Below are 22,452 nucleotides of genomic sequence, written 5' to 3' on the forward strand. Positions count from 1 at the left end.
TCGCAGGGGAGCCCGGCGGATTCCGGGCTCCTCTGGTTTTTCTGGAATGGGTGTCAGTCTTTGGCCAGGCGCTGATAGCTCTCCAGACGCTCCTTCGCGTCGCGCGCCGCCTTCTCGTACAGCTCCTGGGACTTCTCCGGGAAGGCCAGCTTTAAGGAGGCGTAACGGTTCTCACCCAGCAGGAACTGCTGGAAGTCGCCGGTGGGCTCCTTGGAATCCAGCTGGAAGGGATTCTTCCCCTCCGTCTTCCGGCGGGGATCGTAGCGGTACAGGTGCCAGTAGCCGCACTCCACGGCCTTCTTCTCCTCCAGCTGGCTCAGGCCCATGCTGACCTTCATGCCGTGCTCGATGCAGGGGCAGTAGCAGATCACGATGGAGGGGCCGGGATAGGCCTCCGCCTCCCGGATGGCCTTCAGGGTCTGGTTGGGGTCGGCGCCCATGGCCACCTGGGCCACGTACACGTAGCCGTAGCTCATGGCCATCAGGCCCAGATCCTTCTTCTTGACCTCCTTGCCGCCGGCGGAGAACTTGGCGATGGCGCCCGCGGCGGTGGACTTGGAGGACTGGCCACCGGTGTTGGAGTAGACCTCGGTGTCCAGCACCAGCACGTTGATGTCCTTGCCGGAGGCCAGCACGTGGTCCAGTCCGCCGTAGCCGATGTCGTAGGCCCAGCCGTCGCCGCCGAAGGCCCACACGCTCTTCTTGGTCAAAAACTCCTCGTTCTGACGGATGAAGGCGGCTTCGGCACTGGTGTCGCCCTCCAGGGCGGAGAGCAGCGCGTCACTGACTTGGCGAGAGACCGCGGCGTCATCGGCCTTGTCCAGGTATGCCTGGCAAGCTTCGGCAGCCACGCCCCGTTCCGCCAGGGCCGCCGCGGCGGCCTTCAGCTGCCGCTTCACCGCGTCCTGGCCCAGCAGATAGCCGTAGGCGTACTCGGCGTTGTCCTCGAACAGGCTCATGGCCCAGGCGGGGCCGTGACCCTTGCAGTCCGTGCAGTAGGGGGAGGAGGGGGTGGAGCCGCCGTAGGCGGAGGAGCAGCCGGAGGCGTTGGTGATGTACATCCGCTCACCGAACAGCTGCGTCACCAGCTTGATGTAGGGGGTCTCGCCGCAGCCGGCGCAGGCGCCGGAGAACTCGAAGTAGGGCTTGGCAAATTGGGAGGCCTTCACGTTCTTGTCGCTGACGGCGTCGGTCTTGATGGAGACTGCGTCCACGCCGTAGGTCCAGTTGTCCGCCTGATCCAGCTGACTCTCCAGAGGCCGCATGGTCAGGGCCGTCTCCTTGGCCAGGCATACGTTCACGCAACTGCCGCAGCCGGTGCAGTCATAGGGAGAGACCTGGAGCCGGTAGGTGTATTTGCCGCCCATGCCCTTGGCGTCCACGGTGCGGAAGCCCGCGGGCTTGGCGGCCTCCTCGGCGCTGTCCAGCAGGATGGGCCGGATGGCGGCGTGGGGGCACACCAGGGCGCACTGGTTGCACTGGAGGCACTTGGCAGGGTCCCACTCCGGGACCTCCACGGCGGCGCCGCGCTTTTCATACTGGGAGGTGCCGGCGGGCCAGGTGCCGTCCTCCATGCCGTACTTCACCACGGTGGACACGGGGATACTGTCGCCCTCCTGGCGGTTCATCACAGCCACCACGTCCTGGATGAAGGCGGGGGCGCTGCTCTCCTGGGGCGCGTCCTGGGCGTCCAGCCAGCTGTCGGGGATGGGGACCTCCTGGAGTTCGTTGATGCCGTGGTCGATGGAGGCGTTGTTCATGTCCACCACCGCCTGGCCCTTCTTCTTGTAGTAGGTCTTGTAGATGGCCTCCTTCATCTCGGAGACCGCCTGGTCGATGGGGATGACCCCGGTGAGGGTGAAGAAGGCGGCCTGCAGGATGGTGTTGGTCCGGCTGCCCAGACCCAGTTCCCTTGCGATGCGGATGGCGTCGATGGTATAGAGCCTAGCGTGCTTGGCCGCCAGGGCCCGCTTCATAGCCGCGGGCAGGTTCTTCTCCAGACCTGCCTGGTCCCAGGGGCAGTTGAGCAGGAAGGTGCCGCCCTCCTTGAGGTTTTTCACCATGTCGTACTTGTGGACATAGGAGGGGGTGTGGCAGGCCACGAAGTCCGCGGAGGAGATCAGATAGGGGGAGCGGATGGGCACCTTGCCGAAGCGCAGGTGGCTCTGGGTCAGGCCGCCGGACTTCTTGGAGTCATAGACGAAGTAGGCCTGGCAGTAGAGACTGGTGGAGTGGCCGATGATCTTGATGGAGTTCTTGTTGGCGCCCACGGTGCCGTCGGAGCCCATGCCCCAGAACTCGGCGCTGGTCTGGCCGGCGGGAGAGGTCTCGATCTCCTCTGCCGCGGGCAGGGAGGTGTGGGTCACGTCGTCCACGATGCCGATGGTGAAGTTGTGCCTGGGCGTCTCCGCCTTCAGGTTCTCGAACACCGCCAGGATCTGGCCCGGGGTGGTGTCCTTGGAGGAGAGACCGTACCGGCCGCCCACGATCTCCATGGGGATGTTCCGGCGCTGATAGACGGCGCACACGTCCTGATACAAGGGCTCGCCCATGGCGCCGGGCTCCTTGGTCCGGTCCAGCACCGCCAGCCGTTTGCAGGCGGCGGGCACGGCGGCGAGGAAGTGGTCGGCGGAGAAGGGGCGGTACAGATGGACATTGATGAGGCCCACCTTCTCGCCCCGGGCGGTCAGGTAGTCCACGGTCTCCTTGGCGGTCTCGGCGGCGGAGCCCATGAGGATGATGACCCGCTCCGCGTCGGGGGCGCCGTAGTAGTCAAAGAGGTGATAGGGACGGCCGGTGATGCGGCTGATCTCTGCCATGTACTGCTCCACGGCGGCGGGGATGGCGTCCACCTTCTGATTGCAGGCTTCCCGGCACTGGAAGAAGATATCGGGGTTCACGGTGGTGCCGCGGGTGGCGGGGTGCTCCGGGTTCAAGGAGTGGGCCCGGAAGGCCTTCAGGGACTCCATGTCCACCAGGGGACGCAGGTCCTCGTAGTCCAGGGCCTCGATTTTCTGGATCTCGTGGGAGGTGCGGAAGCCGTCAAAGAAGTGCAGGAAGGGCATCCGGCAGTGGATGGCGGTCAGATGCGCCACGGCGCCCAGATCCATGACCTCCTGAGGAGAGGAGGAGGCCAGCAGGGCAAAGCCCGTGCTGCGGACGCCCATCACGTCGGAGTGATCGCCGAAGATGGACAGAGCATGGGCGGAGAGGGTGCGGGCGGAGACGTGGAACACGCCCGGCAGCATCTCACCGGCGATCTTGTACATATTGGGGATCATCAGCAGCAGGCCCTGGGAGGCGGTATAAGTGGTGGTCAGGGCGCCGGACTGGAGGGAGCCGTGGACCGTGCCGGCGGCGCCGCCCTCAGACTGCATCTCCACCACCTGGACCGGCTGGCCGAACAGGTTCACCTTTCCGTTGGCGGCCCACTCGTCCACGTACTCCGCCATGGGAGAGGAGGGCGTGATAGGGAAGATGCCCGCCACTTCCGTGAAGGCGTAGGAGATGTACGCCGCTGCCTGGTTGCCGTCCATGATCTCGATTTTAGTTGCCATACGATTTCCCCCTTGTCAGGTGTCAATATAGGTTACTCCTTTGCGGACAGAGGCGGAGGGTCCGCCGGTCCATTTCCGGTTCCATTGTATCGGAGGCGGCAAGAGGAGAATTTGCCTCTTTTCGCATGTTTTTTGCTGTTTCTGTCCTGTTCCCTGGAGCGGTTCTTCTATTATAGATGGAGGGGGCGCGGACCGGAAAAACAGCGGAAAACAATCCGAAAGTCTGCAAAAAACCAGACAGATTCAGCAAAGCACGGCGTTTTGCCCTTAGCTACAATGGCCTCAGTGGACGAGAGCAGCAGAAAACCAAGCAAGCGCTGGCGTTGATACCAGCGGAAAAATTAAAGGAGGATGTCACTATGGATATGAGTTATTTGAAGGATATGCCCATCGCGATCCTGGGCGCCGGCGCCGTCGGCAAGACCATGGCCGCGGACTGCGCCCTGGAGGGCAAGGAGGTCCGCCTGTGGGACCAGCCCCGCTTCGCCAAGATCAACTTTACCAACATTGAGAAGACCGGCATCACCCTCTCCGGCGCCCAGTTCAGCTACTTCGGCTATCAGCGCAAGGGCACGGTGAAGATCGCCATGGCCACCGACGATATGGCCAAGGCCGTCAAGGGCGCCGGCATCATCATCGTGGCCGCCGTCGCCATCGCCCATGAGGACATCTTCCGCGAGCTGATCCCCCTGCTGGAGGACGGCCAGGTGATCCACATCCTGCCTGACAACTGCGGCACCTTCATCTGCCGGAAGCTGATGCGGGAGATGGGCTGCACCAAGAAGGTCATCGTGGGCGCCTGGTACACCGCCCCCTACGGCATCCGTGTCGTCCGCCGTGGCGGTGTGGTCACCAACGAGTGCAAGGTGGAGGACCGCATCACCACCATCCGCGGCTGCGCTCTGCCCGATACCGACACCGATGACTTCATGGCTTCCGCCTGGTACATTCCCGCTTTCGGCGCCATCATGGACGCAGAGGGCGAGGTCACCATCTCCAAGAAGGGCGAGGAGTTCCACCACGGCTTCGTCCGGGGCAACACCGTGCTGGATATCAACCTGTCCAACGTGAACCCGGTCATCCACGTGCCCGGCGCCGTCCTGGGTGCCGCTGTCATGCAGAACTTCGACACTGTCCTGGGCCAGGAGAAGAAGAACTACTCCCTGTACGGCTTCGCCCTGTGCCCGGCCATCGCCGAGGTCCAGGCCCGGTTCTGGGAGGAGGAGAAGGCCCTGGCCAAGGCCATGGAAGTGGGCCTGTGCACGGTCAATTATGAGGACTTCTTCTCCCGTACCACCATGTACGGCAAGGAGTACATGGGCCCCGACTTCGCCGTTCCCTTCACGGAGAAGTATGAGAACTTCTTCGGCGACGGTCCCTTCGATCTGGAGAACCGCTACATCACCGAGGATGTGCCCGTGGGCTGCTATCTCATGAGCCAGCTGGGCAAGAAGTACGGTGTGGAGACTCCCATCATCGACTCCATGATCCTGCTGGCCAGCACCATGCTCAAGCGGGATCTGGCCGGCCAGAGCAAGTACACGCTGGACTATCTGGAGATCGGCCACATGACCCATGAGCAGCTGCAGGCCTATCTGCGCCAGGGCGTGTTCACCCCGAAATGATCTGAATCCCCTTACCTCCTTATACCTGGTTCTGCGGACCGCGGCAAGCCGCGGTCCGCAGAACTTTTTTGCGCAGGAGAAGAGGGCCGGCAGAGGGGCCTTCCCCCGGGAGAGCGCTGTTGTTCCATCAAACGACAGATGCAGAGGATTGGAAGAGAAAACTTGTGCAAAAGTGACAAGGCAAATGTGGGGAGCAAATATTTTTTGCAGGGGGTGCAAAAGAGCCGCAAAAAAGTTTGCACCCATCCTTTTTGCACCGGTGAGAGCGGGCTGGATGCCGGAGATCCCGCCTTTGTGGGAAAGAGAAAAACTTGCAGACGAAAGTTGGGCAAAAACGGCAGAGGAACGGCAAAGTTTGTACAGACTGCACAGGAATGAAGGCGGCATGTCCGGTAAAAAATTGGAAGATTGCTATTTTGGCATATATTTTGCTTTAATATCATGGCGAAAAGAGCAGCCAACAAAGAGAGAACTGAAATCCGGTAAAACCGAATAATTGATTGGGGAGGAACATGACATGGCAAAAGCTTATATGGAGCGCATTGAGGCGCTGCGGCAGCAGTATCTGAATACCCGGGTGGATATGGATGTCTACAACGCCAAATACGTCACTGAGGGATTCAAGGAGACAGAGGGTCAGCCCTGGATCCTTCAGAAGGCCACAGGTTATGCCAGGACCTGCGAGAAGAAGCAGATCTACATCCAGGACCACGAGTTGCTGGTCGGCGGCGTGGGCTTCAAGCCCCGGGCGGGTATTCTGAACCCGGATAGCGCCTCTGGAGTCATTGAGAAGGAAGTGGATACCATCAGCACCCGCCCCTTCGACCCGTTCTATCTCAGCGAGGAGGGCAAGAAGATCTATCTGGAGGAGGTCAAGGACTACTGGAAGAACAAGTGCGTCCTGGACCGCTGGCGGCTGATGGCCCCCAAGGATATGGAGACCCTGCGCACCAACGGCATCATTTTCATCGACCGCAAGGCCGTCCGGGGCTACGGAGAGACCACCGTGGACTGGCGCCGGCTGCTGAAGGTGGGCATCGGCGGCATCAAGAAAGAGGCGGAGGTGGCCCTGGCCAAGCTGGATGACGCGGTGCCCGGCGACCTGGAGAAGTCCTTCTTCTATCGCGCTGAGATCATGGTGGCGGATGCCGTCATCCACCTGGCCCACCGTCACGCGGAGCTGGCGGAGCAGAAGGCGGCGGAGTGCGCCGATCCCGTCCGCAAGGCGGAGCTGCTGAAAATCGCAGAGGTCTGCCGCTGGGTGCCCGAGCATCCCGCCCGCACGTTCTATGAGGCCTGCCAGTCTATCCTGTCCTACGAGTACGCCTGCTACATGGAGCAGAACGCCTCATCCTACAACCTGGGCCGTCTGGACCAGTACCTGTATCCCTACTACAAGGCCGATAAGGCCGCCGGCATCCTCACGGATGACGACGCCCAGGAGCTGCTGGACTGCCTGTGGATCAAGGTGGCGGAGATGTCGCTGTTCCAGGACGAGGTCACTGCGCAGTATGCGGCCGGCTACTGCATCACCGTTCAGACCAGCTGCGGCGGCATCGACCAGTACGGTAACGATGCCACCAACGAGCTCAGCTACATGATGATTCAGGCCACAGAAGACGTAAAGTTCAAAGAGCCCAACCTCTCTGTGACCTACAGTATTTCCAAGAACCCGGATTCTCTGCTGCATAAGGCAGTTGAATGCATCGGCATGGGCCTGACCATGCCGGCGGTGTACGCCAACGATGTGGGTATCCGCATGATGCTGAACAAGGGCGTTCCCCTCAGCGAGGCCTGGGACTGGAACCCCTGCGGCTGTGTGGAGACCAACCTCTCCGGCAAGCTGAAGGAATACACCGACATCGCCGACATCAACATGGGCGCCATGGTGGAGCTGGCCCTGAACGATGGCCGCAGCCGCATCACCGGCGAACAGGTCTCCGTTCACACCGGTAATCCACGGGATTTCAAGACCTTTGACGACTTCTTCAACGCTGTCAAGGCCCATATCGACCACGCCGTGGATGTGATCACCTCCGGCAACCAGCTGCTGGACTACCTCAGCATGAACTACCGCCCTGTGCCGGTGCTGTCCCTGGGCTTCCCCCACTGCATGGAGGTGGGCAAGGATTACAGCCAGCCGGGCGCGGCCAAGTACACCGTGGGCGGCGGCGTGATTACCGTGGGCCAGGCGGACATCATCAACTCCGTGGCAGCGGTGAAGCACCTGGTCTACGACGAAAAGAAGCTGACTATGGAGCGGCTGATCCAGGCGCTGGATGCCGACTTCGTGGGGTATGAGGACGTACAGGCCATGTGCCTGGCGGCGCCCAAGTACGGCAACGACGATGAGCGGGCCGACTTCTGCGTAGGCGAGATCTTTACCCATGTGGTGGATCAGTTCGAGAAATATGATACGCTCTTCGGCAAGATGACCTGCGGCATGCTGCCAGTCTCCGGCAACACGCCCATCGGTCAGTGGGTGGGCGCCCTGCCCTCCGGCCGCAACGCCCGCACGCCGCTGACCGATGGCATCGGCGCCACCGGCGGCACCGACGTCAACGGCCCCACGGCCCTGCTGAAGTCCGTCAGCCACATCCCGCACGCCCGCTTCACCCAGGGCACCCAGTTGAACATGAAGTTCGAGCCGGAGATGCTCAAGGGCGAGGACGGCATCGCCCACGGCATGAATATGCTCAAGACCATGTGCATGCTGGACGTGTATCACGCACAGATCAACTGCGTGGACCGCGAGACCCTGATCGACGCCCAGGTGAATCCCGACAAGCACCGGGATCTGCTGATCCGGGTGGCCGGCTACACCGCCTTCTTTGTGGAGCTGGGCAAGGAGACCCAGGACGAGATCATCGGCCGCACGGAGATCAACAGCTGGGTCGGCGGCTGCTGCGGAAGATAAGACTGCGGTAAGGGGTCCCTGCCGCGGGAGGACCTGTGCCTGTGGAGAGGAAGCTCCCCTCCGCAGGCGGGTCCCCGGCCCGGCGACTGTGTGTTGACACAAGAATGGCCGGACGGCCGCGGCGGGGATGCCCTTACTTTTTCTGGAAGAGGAATCCGATATGTACGATATACTCACGCAGGTGATCGGCTTTGCGGGGATGGGCCTTTGCATCAGCAGCTTTGCCTGTAAGAGAAGCAATTGGATCGTGTTTTTGCAGGTGGTGGGAAACGGGCTGTTTATCGTCCATTTCCTGATGCTGGGAGCGTACAGCGGCTGCATCAACATCGCCATCGCGGTCTGCAGCAACATTGTGCTCCTGTTTTTCATGAACGGGAAAAAGTGGGCTGCCTGGGCCGGCTGGCGCTGGCTGTTCTGCCTGCTGGCCGCCCTTGCCTGCATGGCCACGTGGAAGGATCTGTACAGCCTGCTGCCGTGTGTCGCCGCGGTGTTCTTTGTCCTGACCAACTGGACATGCCGGGAGACGGTCATCCGTCTGGGAAAGATCGCCGTTGTCGGTCCGGGCTGGATCATTTACAACCTCTATGTCAGTTCGTACTCCGGCGTTCTCAGCGAGTCGTTTGGCATCGCGTCCGCCCTTTTTTCTCTTTTGTATTACGGACGCAGAGACCGGGCGGCGCGGCTGGGGGAGCCGGGGCCGCAGGAATATCCGGAGAAGGGCCGCGCGCCTGACATGGCGCAGCCCGTCGATGGGAAAGGAGGCGTACCGTGTAATGCTGGAGACTTTTGACAAGGACCGGGAGGGCGTCGTGCTGCGGATCGAGCGCTCCTCCATCCACGATGGAGAGGGCCTGCGGACCGTGGTGTTTCTGAAGGGCTGTCCCCTCCGCTGCCAGTGGTGCTCCACCCCGGAGAGCCAGTCCTTCCAGGTGGAAAGGGCCGGGGAGAACACCTACGGCGCCCGGATGACCGTGGGCGAGGTGATGCGGGAGATCCGCAAGGACTCGCTGTTCTACTTCATCTCCACCGGGGGGTTGACCCTCTCCGGAGGGGAGATCCTGGCGCAGCCGGAGTTCACCCTGGCGCTGCTGAAGAACGCCAGGATGGAGTGCATCAACACGGCGGTGGAGACCTCCTTTTTTGCCCCCTGGGAGAAGATCGAGCCGCTTCTGCCCCACATCAATACCGCCTATGTGGATCTGAAGTTTTTCAGCAGCGGACTGCACCAGCAGTACTGCGGCGCCAAGAATCAGGTGATCCTGGACAATCTGCTGCGGACCAATCAGCTGGAAAAATGCCCCCGCCTGGTGGTCCGAACGCCCATCATACCGGGGATCAACGACGATCCCCGGGAGCTGGAGGACATCGGCCGTTTCTGCGCCCGGCTGAACTGGCTGGACCATGTGGAGCTGCTGCCCTATCACAAGCTGGGCACCGCGACCTACGAGAAGCTGGGCCGCCCCTATCTGCTGGGGCATGTGCCCACCCCCACACCGGAGCAGATGGAGGCCTGCCGGAACGTGGTCCGGCGGTATGTGAAGACCGTACGGTGAGCGCAGCGAGGAGGTAACATCATGAGCGAGCACGTCTGTATTCAGATCTTTCAGGAGTGCACGGGAGAGCACAGCCATCCGTATCCCCAGATCCTGGTGCCTCTGCAGGAGACCATGCGGATCCGCGCGGAGGAGACGGAGTATGAGGTGAAGCTCCAGGAGCTGTTTTTCGTCCCGCCCGGCATGAACCACCGCTGCAACTACCGCGGGCGGCTGCTGGTGCTCAATTTGCCGCTGGAGGTCTTGGACAACCGGGAGGTGGCGGCGCTGTGCTATCCCACCGTGGTGTCCATGCACGGCCAGATCACCCAGCTGGTGGAGCTGATCCAGAGTGAACTGCGGCAGAACCCGGACAGCAAGTCCGTCCGCCACCTCTATAGCTACTTATACAGCAAACTGTGCGAAAACTGCGCTGCGCCCTCTATTCGGTACATCGGAGAACACTATGACCTGCCCATCACCGTCAATCAGCTGGCGGAGATGGAGAGCTATAACGTCACTTATTACAACGACTGGTTCAAACAGCAGACCGGCTGTTCTCCCAGCCTGTATTTGCGTCACATCCGGGTGAACCGGGCGAAGGATCTGCTGGTGGAGACCAATTTCAGCGTCATGGAGATCGCGGTGATGGTGGGATACAGCAGCAATTCCACCTTTACCCGCGCCTTCCATTCGATCACCGGTATGACCCCCAAGGCCTACCGGGAGTGCCCATGCTTCAAACGTCTGGGATAACGGGGCTGGAGCCGGACGGCCGTGCCCCGATACCTATTTTCTCATCTCATCCACATCCCCCCGCACACAAAATCAACCGTATAGGAGGAGGGTCGAATCAAGCAAATTCCCGGAAAACTGCCAATACTTAGGGAGGAAGAAAAAGTGAAAGAGAAAGCGAAAGTCAAATGGTCCGTCATGTCGGTGACGGTGGTCCTGTTCATCTTGATGCTGGCTGCGATCGTCATCAATGCCGAGGCGTTCTACGACGTCCTGTATAACCTGGTGATGAACAATGCCATGTGGGGCCTTGGCTGGTTCTCCAGCCTGGTGTGCCTGGCCATGGTCATTTTCTGTGTTGTGGTGATGGTTACGCCTCTGGGCAAAGTAAAGCTGGGTGGCCCCAATGCCAAGCCAAAATTCACCATGATGCAGTGGTTCGGCATTTCACTGTGCACCGGAATCGGCGCCGGCGTGGTGTTTTGGGGCGCTGCGGAGCCGCTGATCTTTGCAATGGAGCCCCCGGCGTATACCGGCCTGGAGGCCGGCAGCAACGGGGCCGTCCTCTGGAGCATGGTGCGCTGCTTCATGCAGTGGGGCCTGACGCCCTACGCCACCTGCGTGGTCACCGGCGTCATTCTGGCCTATCTGATCCTGAACAAGCGGGCGCCCTTCCGGACCAGCACCATGCTGATCCCGATCTTCGGCAAAGATGTGATCCACAGCAAATGGGCCAACGCCTTTGACGCCTGGTCCGCCTTCGCCCTGACCGCCGCTGTGGCGGGCGGCCTGGGATACGGCGCCATGCAGCTGTCCACCGCCGTCAAGGCGTTTGCAGGCATCGAGCCCAGCATGATCATCTACGTGGCGATCATTGCCGTGATGTTCGTGTGCTACAACGCCTCCGCCATCAGCGGCCTGCGGGCCGGCATCACCTGGCTCTCCAACCGGAACGTTCAGCTCTTCTTCATCCTGCTGCTGTTCGTGTTCCTGGCCGGGCCCACCACCTATCTCTGCAACCTGTTCACGGAGACCCTGGGCAGCTATTTCACCGAGTTCTTTGCCAACAGCCTGAATACCGCGCCCTATCCCGATGCGGGTATGTGGCCCCAGAACTGGGACATGTACTGGTGGGTGGACTGGATGGCCTATGCGCCGTTACTGGGCCTGTTCATGGTCCGCTGCGCCAACGGCCGTACGCTGCGGGAGTTCGTTCTGATCGAGTGGCTGCTGCCCGCCCTGTTCGGCATCGTCTGGTTCACGGTCTTTGGCGGCACGATCCTACATGCCCAGCTGTGGGAGGGCAGCATGGACTTCCTGACCATCTACAACACCCAGGGCGCCGAGGCGCTGACGCTGGCGCTGTTCGATGTGCTGCCGATCAGTACGATCGCCAAGATCGTCATGCTGGTGATCATTACGATCTCCCTCGTCACCCAGTGCGACTCCATGGCGGTGACGCTGGCCGGCATGTGCATGGACGACTCCGATGAGACCACGGAGGCCCCCGTTTGGATGAAGCTGTTCTGGGGCACCGTTTTTGCCGTGGTGGCGGCGGTATTTGTTGTGTTGGGTGGAATCGATGGCGTCAAGACCATCAAGTCCTTTGCCGGCATCCCCATGTGCTTCATCTGCCTGGCCTGCATGCTTGGCTTCATCCGATTTATTTTGAAGCGGCCGCGGAGGGCGGACGGCATGTTTGAGCCGGAGCCCGAGGTGGCTGACGCACCGGACAACGGAGAGCCCATGGCCCCAAGAAGCAAGATTAAATTCCTGGCGAAGCTGGGCTGGTGAGCCGCCGGCGCAGTTGTCGAGAAAAAATGCGGAAGAGAGCTGATGTGTCGGCATCAGCTCTCTTCCTTTAAGGAAGTGTGCGTTTTCACGCACAGTGAAAGGGAAAGGCATTCATTAAAAATCCAGATTTTGGAAAGCATCCCGCATCAGCTCCTGGAGGTCGATCTGATAGCGCTTGATGCGGTACTGTAGGCTTTGGCGGCTCATTTTCAGCAGCTTCGCGGCCTTGGTCACGTTGCCGCCGCAGGCCTGAAGGACCTTGCAGATCGCCTCCCGCTCCACATTCTGCATATGACCGTTCAGGGAGACCTCCTCCGCTGGAGCGCGCTTTTTCGGCATCTGAGGGGTGCCCGGGAGCGGAGTTCTGCTTGCCGCCGGAGGATGTTGGACGACCGCCGGCATGAAGATGTATTCCGGCGTGAGCACGGAGCAGTCGGCGGGGATGATGTTCATGGCGTGCTCGATCACGTGCTGAAACTCCCGCACATTGCCGGGCCACTGGTACTCCTGAAACAGATTCAGGGTGTCCAGATGCAGGTTGGAGACGTTTTTGCCCAGCTTTTTGTTGAACTCCATGATGAACTGCTTGGCCAGCAGGGGAATGTCCTCCCGCCGTTCCCGCAGGGGCGGAACGGTGATGTTCACCACGCCCAGACGGTAAAACAGATCCTGGCGGAGATTTCCCTCCGCAATGGCCTGATACGGCGGGACATTGATGCTGGAGAGCACCCGCACGTCCACGTGGGTCTCGGAGACGCCGCCCACCCGCCGGACCATCCCGTCCTGCAGCACCCGCAGGAGTTTGGACTGGACGCTGATGTTCATGGAATTGAGCTCATCCAACAGAAGCGTGCCGTGGTTGGCCTGTTCGAAAAGGCCTGCCCGGGATTCCGCTCCCGTGTAAGAGCCGCGCTCCGTGCCGAACAGAAGGCTCTCCAGCAAAGGCTCCGGCAGGGCGGCGCAGTTGATGGCCAGGAAGGGGCCGTTTGCCCGCTTGCTGGCGTTGTGCAGGCTTTGGGCGATCAATTCCTTGCCGGTGCCTGTCTCGCCGTAGATCATCACGGAGGAGTCCGATTTCGCGGCCTGCTTGCAGTGGGTGATGAGGTCGTGCATGGCCGTGCTGACATGAGTGATGTCCTGAAAATGGTATTTCGCGGTCAGCGTGCTCTTGGTGCTCCGCTTGTTTCCCGAGGAGGTCAGATCCGTCAGCTTCTCCTGCAAGTCGATGATCTGCTTGTGCAGCTGATCCACCATGGCCCAGTCCTCCATGAGGCTGAACCCACCCAGCGTCTGTTCCCCTCGGAGGACCGGGAAACTGTTGGACACGATGTCCACATCGCGGCCGTACCGGGTGGTGTAGTACTGGCGGACATTTCGCATGGGCGTTTTGTCGCGGATGACCGTGGGAACAAGCAGATCGGAGTGATCGTGGGTGAAGTAGACGTTTCGGATGTCGTCTCCGATCACCTCGGAGGCGACGATGGAGTCCATTTTGACTGCAGCGTCGTTAAGAAGGCAGATCCTGCTTTTCTCGTCACACAGGATTACGCCCTCTGTGCTCTGATTGACGATACTCAGCAGCATATCCCGCTGTACGCTGTCGGAGGCATCCTGGAAGGCCACTAGTTGGGCGCGGAGCGGAAGATCACTGGCCTGGGGTGCAGGACAACGCATCACATATTTCCCGAAAGCGACATTCTCGTATTTCTTTTTTTCGACAGGCTCACAGAGGGCCGGAGCGATGCGGCTCAGATACTTCCCAATCAGCTTACCGTTTCCGAGGAGAAGCTGGTCTCCAACCATATTGATATCCAGGATTTTTCCGTCGCCGGAGAGTAGGAGCGCACCAAGGCCGCACTGAGACAGAACGTCAAAAATATCCTTGCAGTTCATGGCGCGCCCCCCCCCTCATCCGCACAGAGTTTGTTGAAATTTATTGTACGATATTGTTTTTAAACATGCAAGATTTGTTCGTTTGCTTTATTTTCCAGCTTTGATCCGGTCAGCATTGATGTCCAGCCAGATATCGGCGTTTTCAATGCCCAGCTTTTTGGGATCGAAATAGGGATCATCTACCCCGGCCTTGCGCTGCGAGAAGTAGTCGTCATTGACCTTTTTGACCGTGGGGATCAGCAGGATGCAGGCAATCAGATTGAACCAAGCCATCAGACCGAACATGATTTCACTGACAGCCCATACAGTAGAGGCAGGGACAACGGACCACAGCGCAAAGAAGATGGGCATTGCAATGCGGATGATCCAAATCAGCTTATTGCGGAATTCGGCAGATTTGTTTCGGAACAGGTAGGCAAGGCCGGCCTCGCCCTCGTAGTAATATGCGATGCAAGTGGAGTATGCGAAGCAGGCGAGCATAATGGCTACTAAGATGCCGCCGATGGGCAGGGCGGTATTGGCACCCTCTTGGACCCACACGACGCCGGCGGTGTTGGTGGCGGCCTGCTCGGCCATCTTGGCGGAGCCCTCGCCGATGTGGAGATAGGTGGAGCCATCAGGTCCCATAACGTTGAAACAGTCGGTGACGATGGCCATTAGGCCAGAGCAGATGCAGACGGCAACATCGATATACACGGAGAAGGCCGTGACCAGACCCTGGGTGGCGGGATGAGACGTCTCAGCCGCCGCCGCAGAGGCGGGCGTTTCACCGAAACCGGCACCGGAGGAGTTGACTGCCCGCTTGACGCCGTAAGAGAAAGCGGCGCCGATCATTCCGCCAAACATGGCGCTGCCGTTGAAGGCACTGGTGCAGATGGTGGCAATGGCGTCGGGGACGGCAGAAGCGTTGCCGACCAGGGTGATGATCGTCAGCAGCAGGTAGCCGACCGTCATGAAGGGGACGATAATGGTGGAGACGGAGGCGATGCGGCGGATGCCGCCGGAGATCACCAGGAACAGCAGGACCGCGATCACGATACCGGAGATGATCGGGGCCACGCCCAGGCTGTTTTCAAACGCCATGGAGATGTTGCTGGCGCTGGGGCCGGTCACCATGAAGGGGACACCGATGGTGGCGAACAAGGCGAAGATGACCGCCATGGCCTTGCCCAGGGATTTCCACTTGATGCCGTTGGCCATGTAGAAGTAGGGGCCGCCGCGGTACTGACCGTCCATCCGGACCTTGTAGACCTGGCCAAGGCTGTTTTCCGCGTAGGAGATGGCGGAGGTCACAAGGGCCGTGATGGGCATCCAGAGCACGGCGCCGGGGCCGCCGTACAAGATGGCCACCATCACGCCGCCGATGTTGCCCACGGCGACGCGGTAGGCCACGACGGAGCAGAAGGTCTCAAAGGGGGAGATGCCCTCCTGAGAGCCGCCGCCAGATTTGAGTAGCTTCCACTGCAGTTTGACGTTTTTGATATTGCAGAACTTCAGGATGATGGTATAGAGCAGGGCTCCGCCGAAGGTCAATGCGATCAGAGGGGTCGCCCAGACAAGGCCGTTCAATGTATTGATAAAGTTTGCCATAGCCTTTTCCTTTCTCTACTCTTTTCTTTTATTTTTTCGACGCTGAGGTTCATCGGTGTATACCGCAGAGCTATTTTAGCGTCCCCGGACACCGACGTCCAATACGTCATGCAGATACTGGATGCTCTTGCGCATGGCTTTGATCTCCTCTGCCCGGCCTTCTTCTAGGGTGTACATGGACAGGGGCATTTCAATCTCCAGGTCAATGGTGTCCAGCTCGGGAGGCGCCACACGGCGAAGGGTGTTCATGACCCGGACCAGATCGATGCTGCCCTCGCCCAGAGTGCAGCCGTAGGAGTGCACGCCGTCAGGATCAACGATGATTTTGGTGTCGCAGAAGTGGCAGCAATACGTGTAGGGCGCCATCTTCTCGATGCAGGAGGCGATGCCCTCCATCAGATTTTGGGAGTTCATGGTGTCGAGGCAGGCTCCCACCAGGGGATGATCGATCTGCGTCACCATCCAGATGACCTCATCTGACCACAGATCGCAGTGGTTCTCGATGGCGATCTTCATGTTGTACTTTTTGATGAGGGGCAGATTCTTTTTGAATTCCGTCACCAGCTTGGCGCACTGCGCCATAGCCTCGGGGCTCATGCAGGAATGGGACAACTTTTCTCCGTGCTCTACATCGGTGCTGAACTTCACCAGCTTCGCGCCGATAGCGTGGCCGATCTCAATGGCTTGATCGATGGTAGTGTTGACGCGGGGATCGCAGGGAGCGTTGAAAGAGACGTTCAGCTCCAGCTCCACTCCCAGATGCTCGGACAGCTCCTTAACATGGGCCAGATGCTCCGGAGAGGTGTCGTTGTCAAGATCCACCAGCGTGATGTGGAGAACGTCGATCCCTTCCTGCACGGCAAATTCCATCAGCTTATCCAGCGTCAAAACCCGTTCAAACGCATGGATCTCGCCGGAGGACTGAAAACCCCAGCTCTCTCCGCAGCCGCTGAGGTGCAGGGTGTAGCTGTGCATGCCGAGTTTGAATTTACGTTTAGCATAGTTCATGATGCCTTTCTCCTTTTTTGCGGTCATTCAGGGGGCGCCCAACTGCCACACTATGTAGCAAAAAATGTGCCACAATACAAAAAAGAAAATAGCCTGCGCCTGGTAATTGTGCAAAGACACCAAAATATGTGCTGCGCCTCGGCTGTTTGGAGGACGCACATGAGAAACTGCAAAGTCATTTTTACAAAACGGAGAAACGGGGGGAGAGCGGGGCGGACGGCGGCAGCGGCGGCCATGGGCGGGTTTGTGCAAAATTATTTTGCTATTTTGCAGAGCCCATTTTGCGGAAACGCAAAGAGGTTCCTGCCCCTTCGGCGGTCCGCCCGGGGGAGGGGCGGGAGGCCCTGACCGGATCGGCAAACTGGGGAAGAAGACCTGCAAAGCGGAAACTCGCTGAGGCGCAATAAAAGGCAGTCCAGGCAACTTCGGTTGCCTGGACTGCCTTGTTTATGAAAAAGAAGAGAAGTGATATGGGCAATGGGATCAAAGAGCCATCTTGTAGATCTCCGCGGCGATCTCCGGAGTCAGCTTCACGAAGTTGCCGTGGTTGGGAGCGCCGTAGAACATATTCTCCACCATGACGGGGATGTCCTCCTCCTTGCCGCCCAGCTCGCTGATGGTGGCGGGCATGCCGATCTCCGTCATGAAGTCGCGGAACCGCTGGATACCCTCTCTGGCGGTCACTTCCGGGTGTTCGAAGTCGTTCTGGCAGCCCCAGACCCGGGTGGCGTACTTGACGAACAGCTCTGGTCCCTGGGTCTTCATGGCGTATTCCATCCAGTAAGGGAACAGTAGGGCCAGGCCCGCGCCGTGGGAGGCGCCGTAGAGGATGCCGATCTCATTGTCCATGTGGTGGGTGCCCCAGTCCTGCGCACGGCCCACGCCGGTGGAGTTGTTCTGCGCCACCATGGCGGCCCACATGATGTTGGCGCGGGCGTCGTAGTTGGAGGGGTCCTTCATGACGCGCTTGCCCTCTTTGATCATGGTCAGCATCACGGCCTCCAGCAGCCGATCCGTCAGCTCATTCTCCTTGGTGTGGGAGAAATAGCGCTCCATGCAGTGGGCCATGATGTCGGCGATGCCGCTGGCGGTCTGATAGGGAGGCAGGGTCATCATCAGCTCAGGGTTCATGATGGCAAACAGGGGACGCAGGATGTCGCCGTCGGCGCAGCGCTTATACTGCTTGCCGTCCTCGGTGACCAGAGTCACCACGGAGTCCGTGGAGCCCTCGGAGCCGGAGGCGGCGATGGTGACCACGCAGCCGACGGGCAGGGCCTTGGTGACGGGGCCGGCCTTGCCGCAGTAGAAGTCCCAGAAATCCCCGTCGTAGACGGCGCCCAGGGCGATGCCCTTTGCGGAGTCCATAACGGAGCCGCCGCCGATGGGCAGGACGAAGTCCACGCCCTCCTTCCGGGCCAGCTCGATGCCCTGATAGACCAGATCGCTGTGGGGGCTGGCCTTGACGCCGCCCAGTTCCACGTGCTGGATGCCCTCGGCGTCCAGGGAGGCCTTCACCCGGTCCAGCAGGCCGGAGCGGACCACGGAGCCGCCGCCGTAGTGGATCAGCACCTTGTGGCCGCCGTACTTCTTCACGAATTTGCCGGTTTCGTTTTCGGTGCCCTTGCCAAAGACAAAGTAAGTGGGGCTGTAGAACTCAAAATTTTCCATAACATGACCTCCTGTGTGTTTGAGATGGCCGCGGCATGGGAACAGCCGGCAACAGACCATTCAGCTTACTTAAGATTATAGCGGCATACCGGAGGGGAGAGTGTGCCTGACCTCGTCTGTTTTTTGCAATCTCTCACGTGCACATGGGTACCGACGGCAGGCAAAAATCACATGAGTTTATGCAAATCATCCGGCTTGCGGTTTCCTTATAATTCCTAATTGTAGAAAACTAGGGGTTTTCGGAGAGAGGAGCCGGTATGGAAGAGAGACTGAGTCCCTTTTTTGAACAGTTGGACAGTGTTTACCGGCAGGGATTTCCTGAGGCCGTGGAGGCGTTTTTGCAAGAGAGCCTCTGCCGGGCGGAAGGGGAGACGGACCAGGCGCTGGAACTGGCCGTCTGGAATGAGCTGGGCTCCTTTTTCCGGGGCACGGGCCGGTATGAAGAGTCCCTTTCCGCGTTCCGGCGGGCAGAGGACCTGGCTAGAAAACTGCGGGGACGGGATAGCGGGGGCTATGCCACTGTCCTCAACAACATGGCGGGTACCTGCCGCCTGCTGCACAAGGCCTCGGAGGCGGAGAGTCTTTTCCTGCGGGCCATAGAGTGCTACCGGCAGGCGGGCCTGGAGGACAGCGACGCCTATACCAGCGTTTTGAACAACCTCTCTCTGGTATACCGGGAGACCGGGGACCTGGAAAAGGCCATCGACTATCTGCTCCGGGCGCTGAAGCGGCTGGAAGGGCGCGGGGACCGACGGGCGGAGTTGGCCGTCACCTACAACAACCTCACCACGCTGTATCAGGCCGCCGGGGACCGGGACAAGGCGCTGCTGTGCGTGAACCGGGCCCTGCAGGAATATGAAAAGTGCCCGGAGGAACAGCGGGTCCACTATGCGGCGGTCCTGAACAGCTTAGCGGGGTTTCTGTGCGGGCAGGGGGATCTGCGGCGGGCGCTGGCGCTGTACCGGCAGTCCGCCCAGTATACCCGCCGGTTTTTCGGTGAGAACGAGGAATACGGGATCACATGTCAGAACATGCGCTGGGTCTATGAGCGGCTGGGAGACCGGGAGGGCGCGGTGGCTGCGCTGGAGCGGGCAGAGGCGGTCTACACCCGCCTGTTCGGAGTGGAGAGCGACCGCGCCAGAGCGGTGGCCGAGGATCTGCGGCGCCTGCGGGCGGAGGCCGCCCTGTGAACGGTCTCGCGCTGGCCCGGGCTTACTGGAAGCGCGCGGGACTGCCCGCGTTTGAGGCGCGGCTGCCGGAGGCGCTGGAGCGGGCGGCGGTGGGCCTGGCGGGCGAGGGGTCCGAGTGCTTCGGTTTTGACGATGCCCTCTCCCGGGACCACGACTGGGGGCCCGGCTTCTGCATCTGGCTGACGGAGACGGACCATGCCCAGCTGGGAGCGGCGGTGCAGGAGCTCTACCGCTCCCTTCCTCCCGCGTTTGAGGGCTGGCCGCCGCGGCGGCAGACGCCCGGCGGCGCAGACCGGGTGGGCTGCCTGTGCATCCCGCGCTGGTACGCCCGCTACACAGGCTGTCCCCACGGGCCGGAGACACTGGAGCAGTGGCGCCGGGCGCCAGAGGCCTTCCTGGCCGCGGCAGTCAACGGTGCCGTGTTTCAGGACCCTCTGGGGGCGTTTTCCGCAGTGCGGGAGCGCCTTCTCGCCTTCTATCCGGAGGATGTGCGGCGGAAAAAGCTGGCGGCCCGTTTGGCGGTGATGGCCCAGGCCGGACAGTACAATTACCCCCGCTGCCTGCGGAGGGGGGAACCGGTGGCGGCGCAGCTGGCACTGGCGGCCTTTACGGACGCCGCCATGTCCGCGGTGTACCTGCTGAACCGCCGCTACGCGCCCTTTTACAAGTGGCGGCACCGGGGACTGCGGGACATGGAGCGGCTGCCGGACGCCTATGAGCGGTTCGGGGCGCTGGCGGCCGCGCCGGACGGCCCGGAGCGGGCGGAACTGGTGGAGACGATCTGCCGGAATACAGCGGAGGAACTGGGGAGACAGGGATTGTCTTCGGGAGGAGACAACTTTTTGTTGCCCCATGCGGAGAAGGTGCGGGACGGGATCCATGATCCGGTTCTGCGGAAGAGCCATGTGATGGAGGAATGAAGACTATGGAGAGAAGAGAAGAGACCATCGGGACCATTTTGAGCATTGAATGGGAGATGATGGACAAGGTCCAGAACTGCGGCGGTCGTGCCCACTGCCAGGATGACTGGGAGACCTTCCGCCTGATGCGTACCAGTCAGATGCATGCCTGGAACCAGCCCATGCTGGACAGCTATCTGGACGATTTGCGCAGCGCTCAGACGGAGGGAAGGAACCTGCTGTGTGAGAAATACGCCTATATGATGGAGCGGACCAGCCCGGCAGAGTACGCCGCGCTGCGGGGCTTTTTGCCGGTGCCCTCTCTGGAAAAAGAGTGGCTGGCGGACTGGATCTGCCGGGAGCATGTCCTCTGGCAGGAGGAACTGGCCGCACAGTACCCTGTACTGGCCAGCCGGGGGCGGGGCATCTCCCGCTCCGCCGACCGTCAGAACGCCGCCTCCTTTGAGACCTATCTGTGGGGGGAACTTCTGACCTACTCCGTGGAGACTTTGAGACTGTATGCCGCCTATGTGGAAAAGCTGCGGAAAGCGGGGCGGAATATGAACCGCATGATCCTGGAGGATACGGTCGACCGTTGCGGCTATCCCTCACTGGAGGCGGCGGAGCGGCGGCTCTCCGGGGCGGGGCTGGGAGCATGAGGGACCGGTTTTCCATCGATATGACCCACGGTCCGCTGCTGGGCAAGATCCTGCAATTCAGCCTTCCGCTGATGGCGTCCAACATCCTGCAGATGCTCTTCAGCGCGGCGGACAGCGTGGTGGTGGGCCGGTTCGCCGGCCATGCCAGCCTGGCCGCCGTGGGCAGTACCGTCAGCATCATCGCGCTGTTCGTCAACCTCTTGATCGGAGCGTCCGTGGGCGTCAATGTGGTCATCGCCCATTACCTGGGACTGACGGGGCACGACCAAGAGATCTCCCGGACGCTGCACACCGCCGTGACCCTGGCGTTGGCCGGAGGCGTTTTGCTGGGGGGCGTGGGGGTCCTTGCCGCCGACGCGGCGCTGCGGCTGATGTCGGTCCCGGCGGATGTGCGGCCTCTGGCGCTGCTCTATGTCCGCACCTACTTCCTGGGGACGCCCTTTACCATGCTGTACAACTATGGCGCGGCTGCGCTGCGGGCAAAGGGAGACACCCAGCGGCCGCTGCTGTTTCTGCTGTTGAGCGGGGTGCTGAACCTGGGACTGAACCTATATTTTGTCATCGCCCTGGAAATGGATGTGGCGGGTGTGGCCCTGGCCACGGTGGTCAGCCAAGGGGTCAGTGCCGGCCTGATCCTGCGCTCGCTGTCCCGGGAGCGGGACGCCTTCCACTTTTCCTGGAGGCAGCTGTGTCTGGACCGGCGGCGCCTGTGGGAGATCGCCCGCATCGGCGTTCCGGCCGGGATACAGGCCAGTCTGTTCAGCATCGCCAACATCGCCATACAGGGGGCGATCAACGCCTACGGCAGCGTGGTGATGGCGGGATGCAGCGCCGCCATGAGCGTGGAGAACTTTCTCTACCTCTCCATGAACGCCTTTCAGCAGGCGTGCCAGACCTTCACCGGCCAGAACCTGGGGGCGGGGGAGCACGGACGCATCGGGAGGGTCATGCGCATCTGCCTTTCCTGCACGGTGCTCCTGGGCATCGCCCAGAGCGGTGCGGCTCTGGCGCTGTCCGGTCGACTGATCGCTCTTTACAACGAGGACCCGGCGGTGATCGCCGCCGGTGTGCACCGTCTCTGGACCGTGGCCTCCGTCTATACCCTGTGGGGGATCGCCGATGTCCTCATGGGCGGGATCCGGGGATACGGAAGGTCGGTGGCTCCCATGGTCATCAACCTGCTGGGGACCTGCGGAGTGCGTCTGGCCTGGATCTCCCTTCTGGAGGTCGGCACGGTGGATGTGGCCTGGGTGTACGCCTCGTTCCCTGTGAGCTGGGTGTGCGTTTTGTTGGTGCTGATTCTCTATTGGTTGATTTTGCGGCGGAGGTCGGTGCCTGCCCGCCTACCTGCGGGCAGGGCGGAGAGTCCGCATCGTTGAGAGGAT

The 22,452-nt window shown here is 60.9% G+C and carries 16 protein-coding genes; 11 read left to right on the forward strand and 5 right to left on the reverse strand.

Features of this window, described 5'->3' with window-relative positions; genetic code table 11:
- Nucleotides 1-53: 53 nt before the first annotated feature.
- Nucleotides 54-3,557 carry a pyruvate:ferredoxin (flavodoxin) oxidoreductase gene (gene nifJ / locus ACVDHE_RS11230; RefSeq protein WP_458884622.1) on the reverse strand — a complete coding sequence of 1,168 codons (3,504 nt, stop codon included), beginning with the start codon at nucleotides 3,555-3,557 and terminating at the stop codon, nucleotides 54-56.
- A 359-nt stretch (nucleotides 3,558-3,916) separates the two neighbouring features.
- On the opposite strand from nifJ, the gene ACVDHE_RS11235 reads away from it, so the two are divergent.
- The 7 genes from ACVDHE_RS11235 (at nucleotide 3,917) to ACVDHE_RS11265 (ending at nucleotide 12,160) form a co-directional block, all read left to right on the forward strand.
- Nucleotides 3,917-5,182, forward strand: a complete 1,266-nt coding sequence (locus ACVDHE_RS11235; RefSeq protein WP_458884623.1) for an NAD/NADP octopine/nopaline dehydrogenase family protein — start codon at nucleotides 3,917-3,919, stop codon at nucleotides 5,180-5,182.
- A 148-nt stretch (nucleotides 5,183-5,330) separates the two neighbouring features.
- Nucleotides 5,331-5,678 carry a hypothetical protein gene (locus ACVDHE_RS11240; RefSeq protein ID WP_458884624.1) on the forward strand — a complete coding sequence of 116 codons (348 nt, stop codon included), beginning with the start codon at nucleotides 5,331-5,333 and terminating at the stop codon, nucleotides 5,676-5,678.
- Between the two features lie 21 nt (nucleotides 5,679-5,699).
- Nucleotides 5,700-8,099, forward strand: a complete 2,400-nt coding sequence (locus tag ACVDHE_RS11245; RefSeq protein ID WP_458884625.1) for a glycyl radical protein — start codon at nucleotides 5,700-5,702, stop codon at nucleotides 8,097-8,099.
- 160 nt (nucleotides 8,100-8,259) lie between these two features.
- Nucleotides 8,260-8,889 carry a YgjV family protein gene (locus ACVDHE_RS11250; RefSeq protein ID WP_458884626.1) on the forward strand — a complete coding sequence of 210 codons (630 nt, stop codon included), beginning with the start codon at nucleotides 8,260-8,262 and terminating at the stop codon, nucleotides 8,887-8,889.
- Nucleotides 8,873-9,652: a glycyl-radical enzyme activating protein gene (locus ACVDHE_RS11255; RefSeq protein WP_458884627.1), complete on the forward strand. Its 780-nt coding sequence runs from the start codon at nucleotides 8,873-8,875 to the stop codon at nucleotides 9,650-9,652. The genes ACVDHE_RS11250 and ACVDHE_RS11255 overlap by 17 nt, the downstream gene beginning before the upstream one ends.
- Before the next feature lie 21 nt (nucleotides 9,653-9,673).
- Nucleotides 9,674-10,387: an AraC family transcriptional regulator gene (locus ACVDHE_RS11260; RefSeq protein WP_458884628.1), complete on the forward strand. Its 714-nt coding sequence runs from the start codon at nucleotides 9,674-9,676 to the stop codon at nucleotides 10,385-10,387.
- 144 nt (nucleotides 10,388-10,531) lie between these two features.
- Nucleotides 10,532-12,160, forward strand: a complete 1,629-nt coding sequence (locus tag ACVDHE_RS11265; RefSeq protein ID WP_458884629.1) for a BCCT family transporter — start codon at nucleotides 10,532-10,534, stop codon at nucleotides 12,158-12,160.
- A 114-nt stretch (nucleotides 12,161-12,274) separates the two neighbouring features.
- On the opposite strand, the gene ACVDHE_RS11270 is transcribed toward ACVDHE_RS11265, so the two are convergent.
- The 4 genes from ACVDHE_RS11270 to ACVDHE_RS11285 all read right to left on the reverse strand — a co-directional run bounded on the left by ACVDHE_RS11270 (nucleotide 12,275) and on the right by ACVDHE_RS11285 (nucleotide 18,319).
- Nucleotides 12,275-13,744: a sigma-54 interaction domain-containing protein gene (locus ACVDHE_RS11270; protein WP_458884630.1), complete on the reverse strand. Its 1,470-nt coding sequence runs from the start codon at nucleotides 13,742-13,744 to the stop codon at nucleotides 12,275-12,277.
- A gap of 396 nt (nucleotides 13,745-14,140) precedes the next feature.
- Complete coding sequence (locus ACVDHE_RS11275) at nucleotides 14,141-15,643, reverse strand: alanine/glycine:cation symporter family protein (protein WP_458884631.1); 1,503 nt, start codon at nucleotides 15,641-15,643, stop codon at nucleotides 14,141-14,143.
- A gap of 75 nt (nucleotides 15,644-15,718) precedes the next feature.
- Entirely contained in the window at nucleotides 15,719-16,651 is a 933-nt protein-coding gene (locus tag ACVDHE_RS11280) for a sugar phosphate isomerase/epimerase family protein (RefSeq protein ID WP_458884632.1), read from the reverse strand.
- A 483-nt stretch (nucleotides 16,652-17,134) separates the two neighbouring features.
- Nucleotides 17,135-18,319 carry an iron-containing alcohol dehydrogenase gene (locus ACVDHE_RS11285; RefSeq protein ID WP_458884633.1) on the reverse strand — a complete coding sequence of 395 codons (1,185 nt, stop codon included), beginning with the start codon at nucleotides 18,317-18,319 and terminating at the stop codon, nucleotides 17,135-17,137.
- A 257-nt stretch (nucleotides 18,320-18,576) separates the two neighbouring features.
- On the opposite strand from ACVDHE_RS11285, the gene ACVDHE_RS11290 reads away from it, so the two are divergent.
- The 4 genes from ACVDHE_RS11290 to ACVDHE_RS11305 are packed head-to-tail and all read left to right on the forward strand — an operon-like array spanning nucleotide 18,577 to nucleotide 22,446.
- Nucleotides 18,577-19,509: a tetratricopeptide repeat protein gene (locus tag ACVDHE_RS11290; protein ID WP_458884634.1), complete on the forward strand. Its 933-nt coding sequence runs from the start codon at nucleotides 18,577-18,579 to the stop codon at nucleotides 19,507-19,509.
- Entirely contained in the window at nucleotides 19,506-20,429 is a 924-nt protein-coding gene (locus ACVDHE_RS11295; protein ID WP_458884635.1) for a DUF4037 domain-containing protein, read from the forward strand. Before ACVDHE_RS11290 ends, ACVDHE_RS11295 begins: the two co-directional genes overlap by 4 nt.
- Nucleotides 20,430-20,434: 5 nt before the next feature.
- Nucleotides 20,435-21,067, forward strand: a complete 633-nt coding sequence (locus tag ACVDHE_RS11300) for a DUF4125 family protein (RefSeq protein ID WP_458884636.1) — start codon at nucleotides 20,435-20,437, stop codon at nucleotides 21,065-21,067.
- A complete protein-coding gene (locus tag ACVDHE_RS11305) occupies nucleotides 21,064-22,446 on the forward strand; it encodes an MATE family efflux transporter (RefSeq protein WP_458884637.1) in 1,383 nt (460 codons plus the stop codon). The genes ACVDHE_RS11300 and ACVDHE_RS11305 overlap by 4 nt, the downstream gene beginning before the upstream one ends.
- Nucleotides 22,447-22,452: the final 6 nt, after the last annotated feature.

This window comes from Dysosmobacter sp. Phy (assembly GCF_054476235.1).

Excerpts from the sequence above, each read along its gene's own strand:
- ACVDHE_RS11305 (WP_458884637.1), top strand. The coding sequence starts at position 21,064 with ATGAGGGACCGGTTTTCCATCGATATGACCCACGGTCCGCTGCTGGGC.
- nifJ (WP_458884622.1), bottom strand. The coding sequence starts at position 3,557 with ATGGCAACTAAAATCGAGATCATGGACGGCAACCAGGCAGCGGCGTAC.
- ACVDHE_RS11250 (WP_458884626.1), top strand. The coding sequence starts at position 8,260 with ATGTACGATATACTCACGCAGGTGATCGGCTTTGCGGGGATGGGCCTT.
- ACVDHE_RS11235 (WP_458884623.1), top strand. The coding sequence starts at position 3,917 with ATGGATATGAGTTATTTGAAGGATATGCCCATCGCGATCCTGGGCGCC.
- ACVDHE_RS11275 (WP_458884631.1), bottom strand. The coding sequence starts at position 15,643 with ATGGCAAACTTTATCAATACATTGAACGGCCTTGTCTGGGCGACCCCT.
- ACVDHE_RS11285 (WP_458884633.1), bottom strand. The coding sequence starts at position 18,319 with ATGGAAAATTTTGAGTTCTACAGCCCCACTTACTTTGTCTTTGGCAAG.
- ACVDHE_RS11260 (WP_458884628.1), top strand. The coding sequence starts at position 9,674 with ATGAGCGAGCACGTCTGTATTCAGATCTTTCAGGAGTGCACGGGAGAG.
- ACVDHE_RS11290 (WP_458884634.1), top strand. The coding sequence starts at position 18,577 with ATGGAAGAGAGACTGAGTCCCTTTTTTGAACAGTTGGACAGTGTTTAC.
- ACVDHE_RS11270 (WP_458884630.1), bottom strand. The coding sequence starts at position 13,744 with ATGCTGCTGAGTATCGTCAATCAGAGCACAGAGGGCGTAATCCTGTGT.
- ACVDHE_RS11255 (WP_458884627.1), top strand. The coding sequence starts at position 8,873 with ATGCTGGAGACTTTTGACAAGGACCGGGAGGGCGTCGTGCTGCGGATC.
- ACVDHE_RS11300 (WP_458884636.1), top strand. The coding sequence starts at position 20,435 with ATGGAGAGAAGAGAAGAGACCATCGGGACCATTTTGAGCATTGAATGG.
- ACVDHE_RS11245 (WP_458884625.1), top strand. The coding sequence starts at position 5,700 with ATGGCAAAAGCTTATATGGAGCGCATTGAGGCGCTGCGGCAGCAGTAT.
- ACVDHE_RS11280 (WP_458884632.1), bottom strand. The coding sequence starts at position 16,651 with ATGAACTATGCTAAACGTAAATTCAAACTCGGCATGCACAGCTACACC.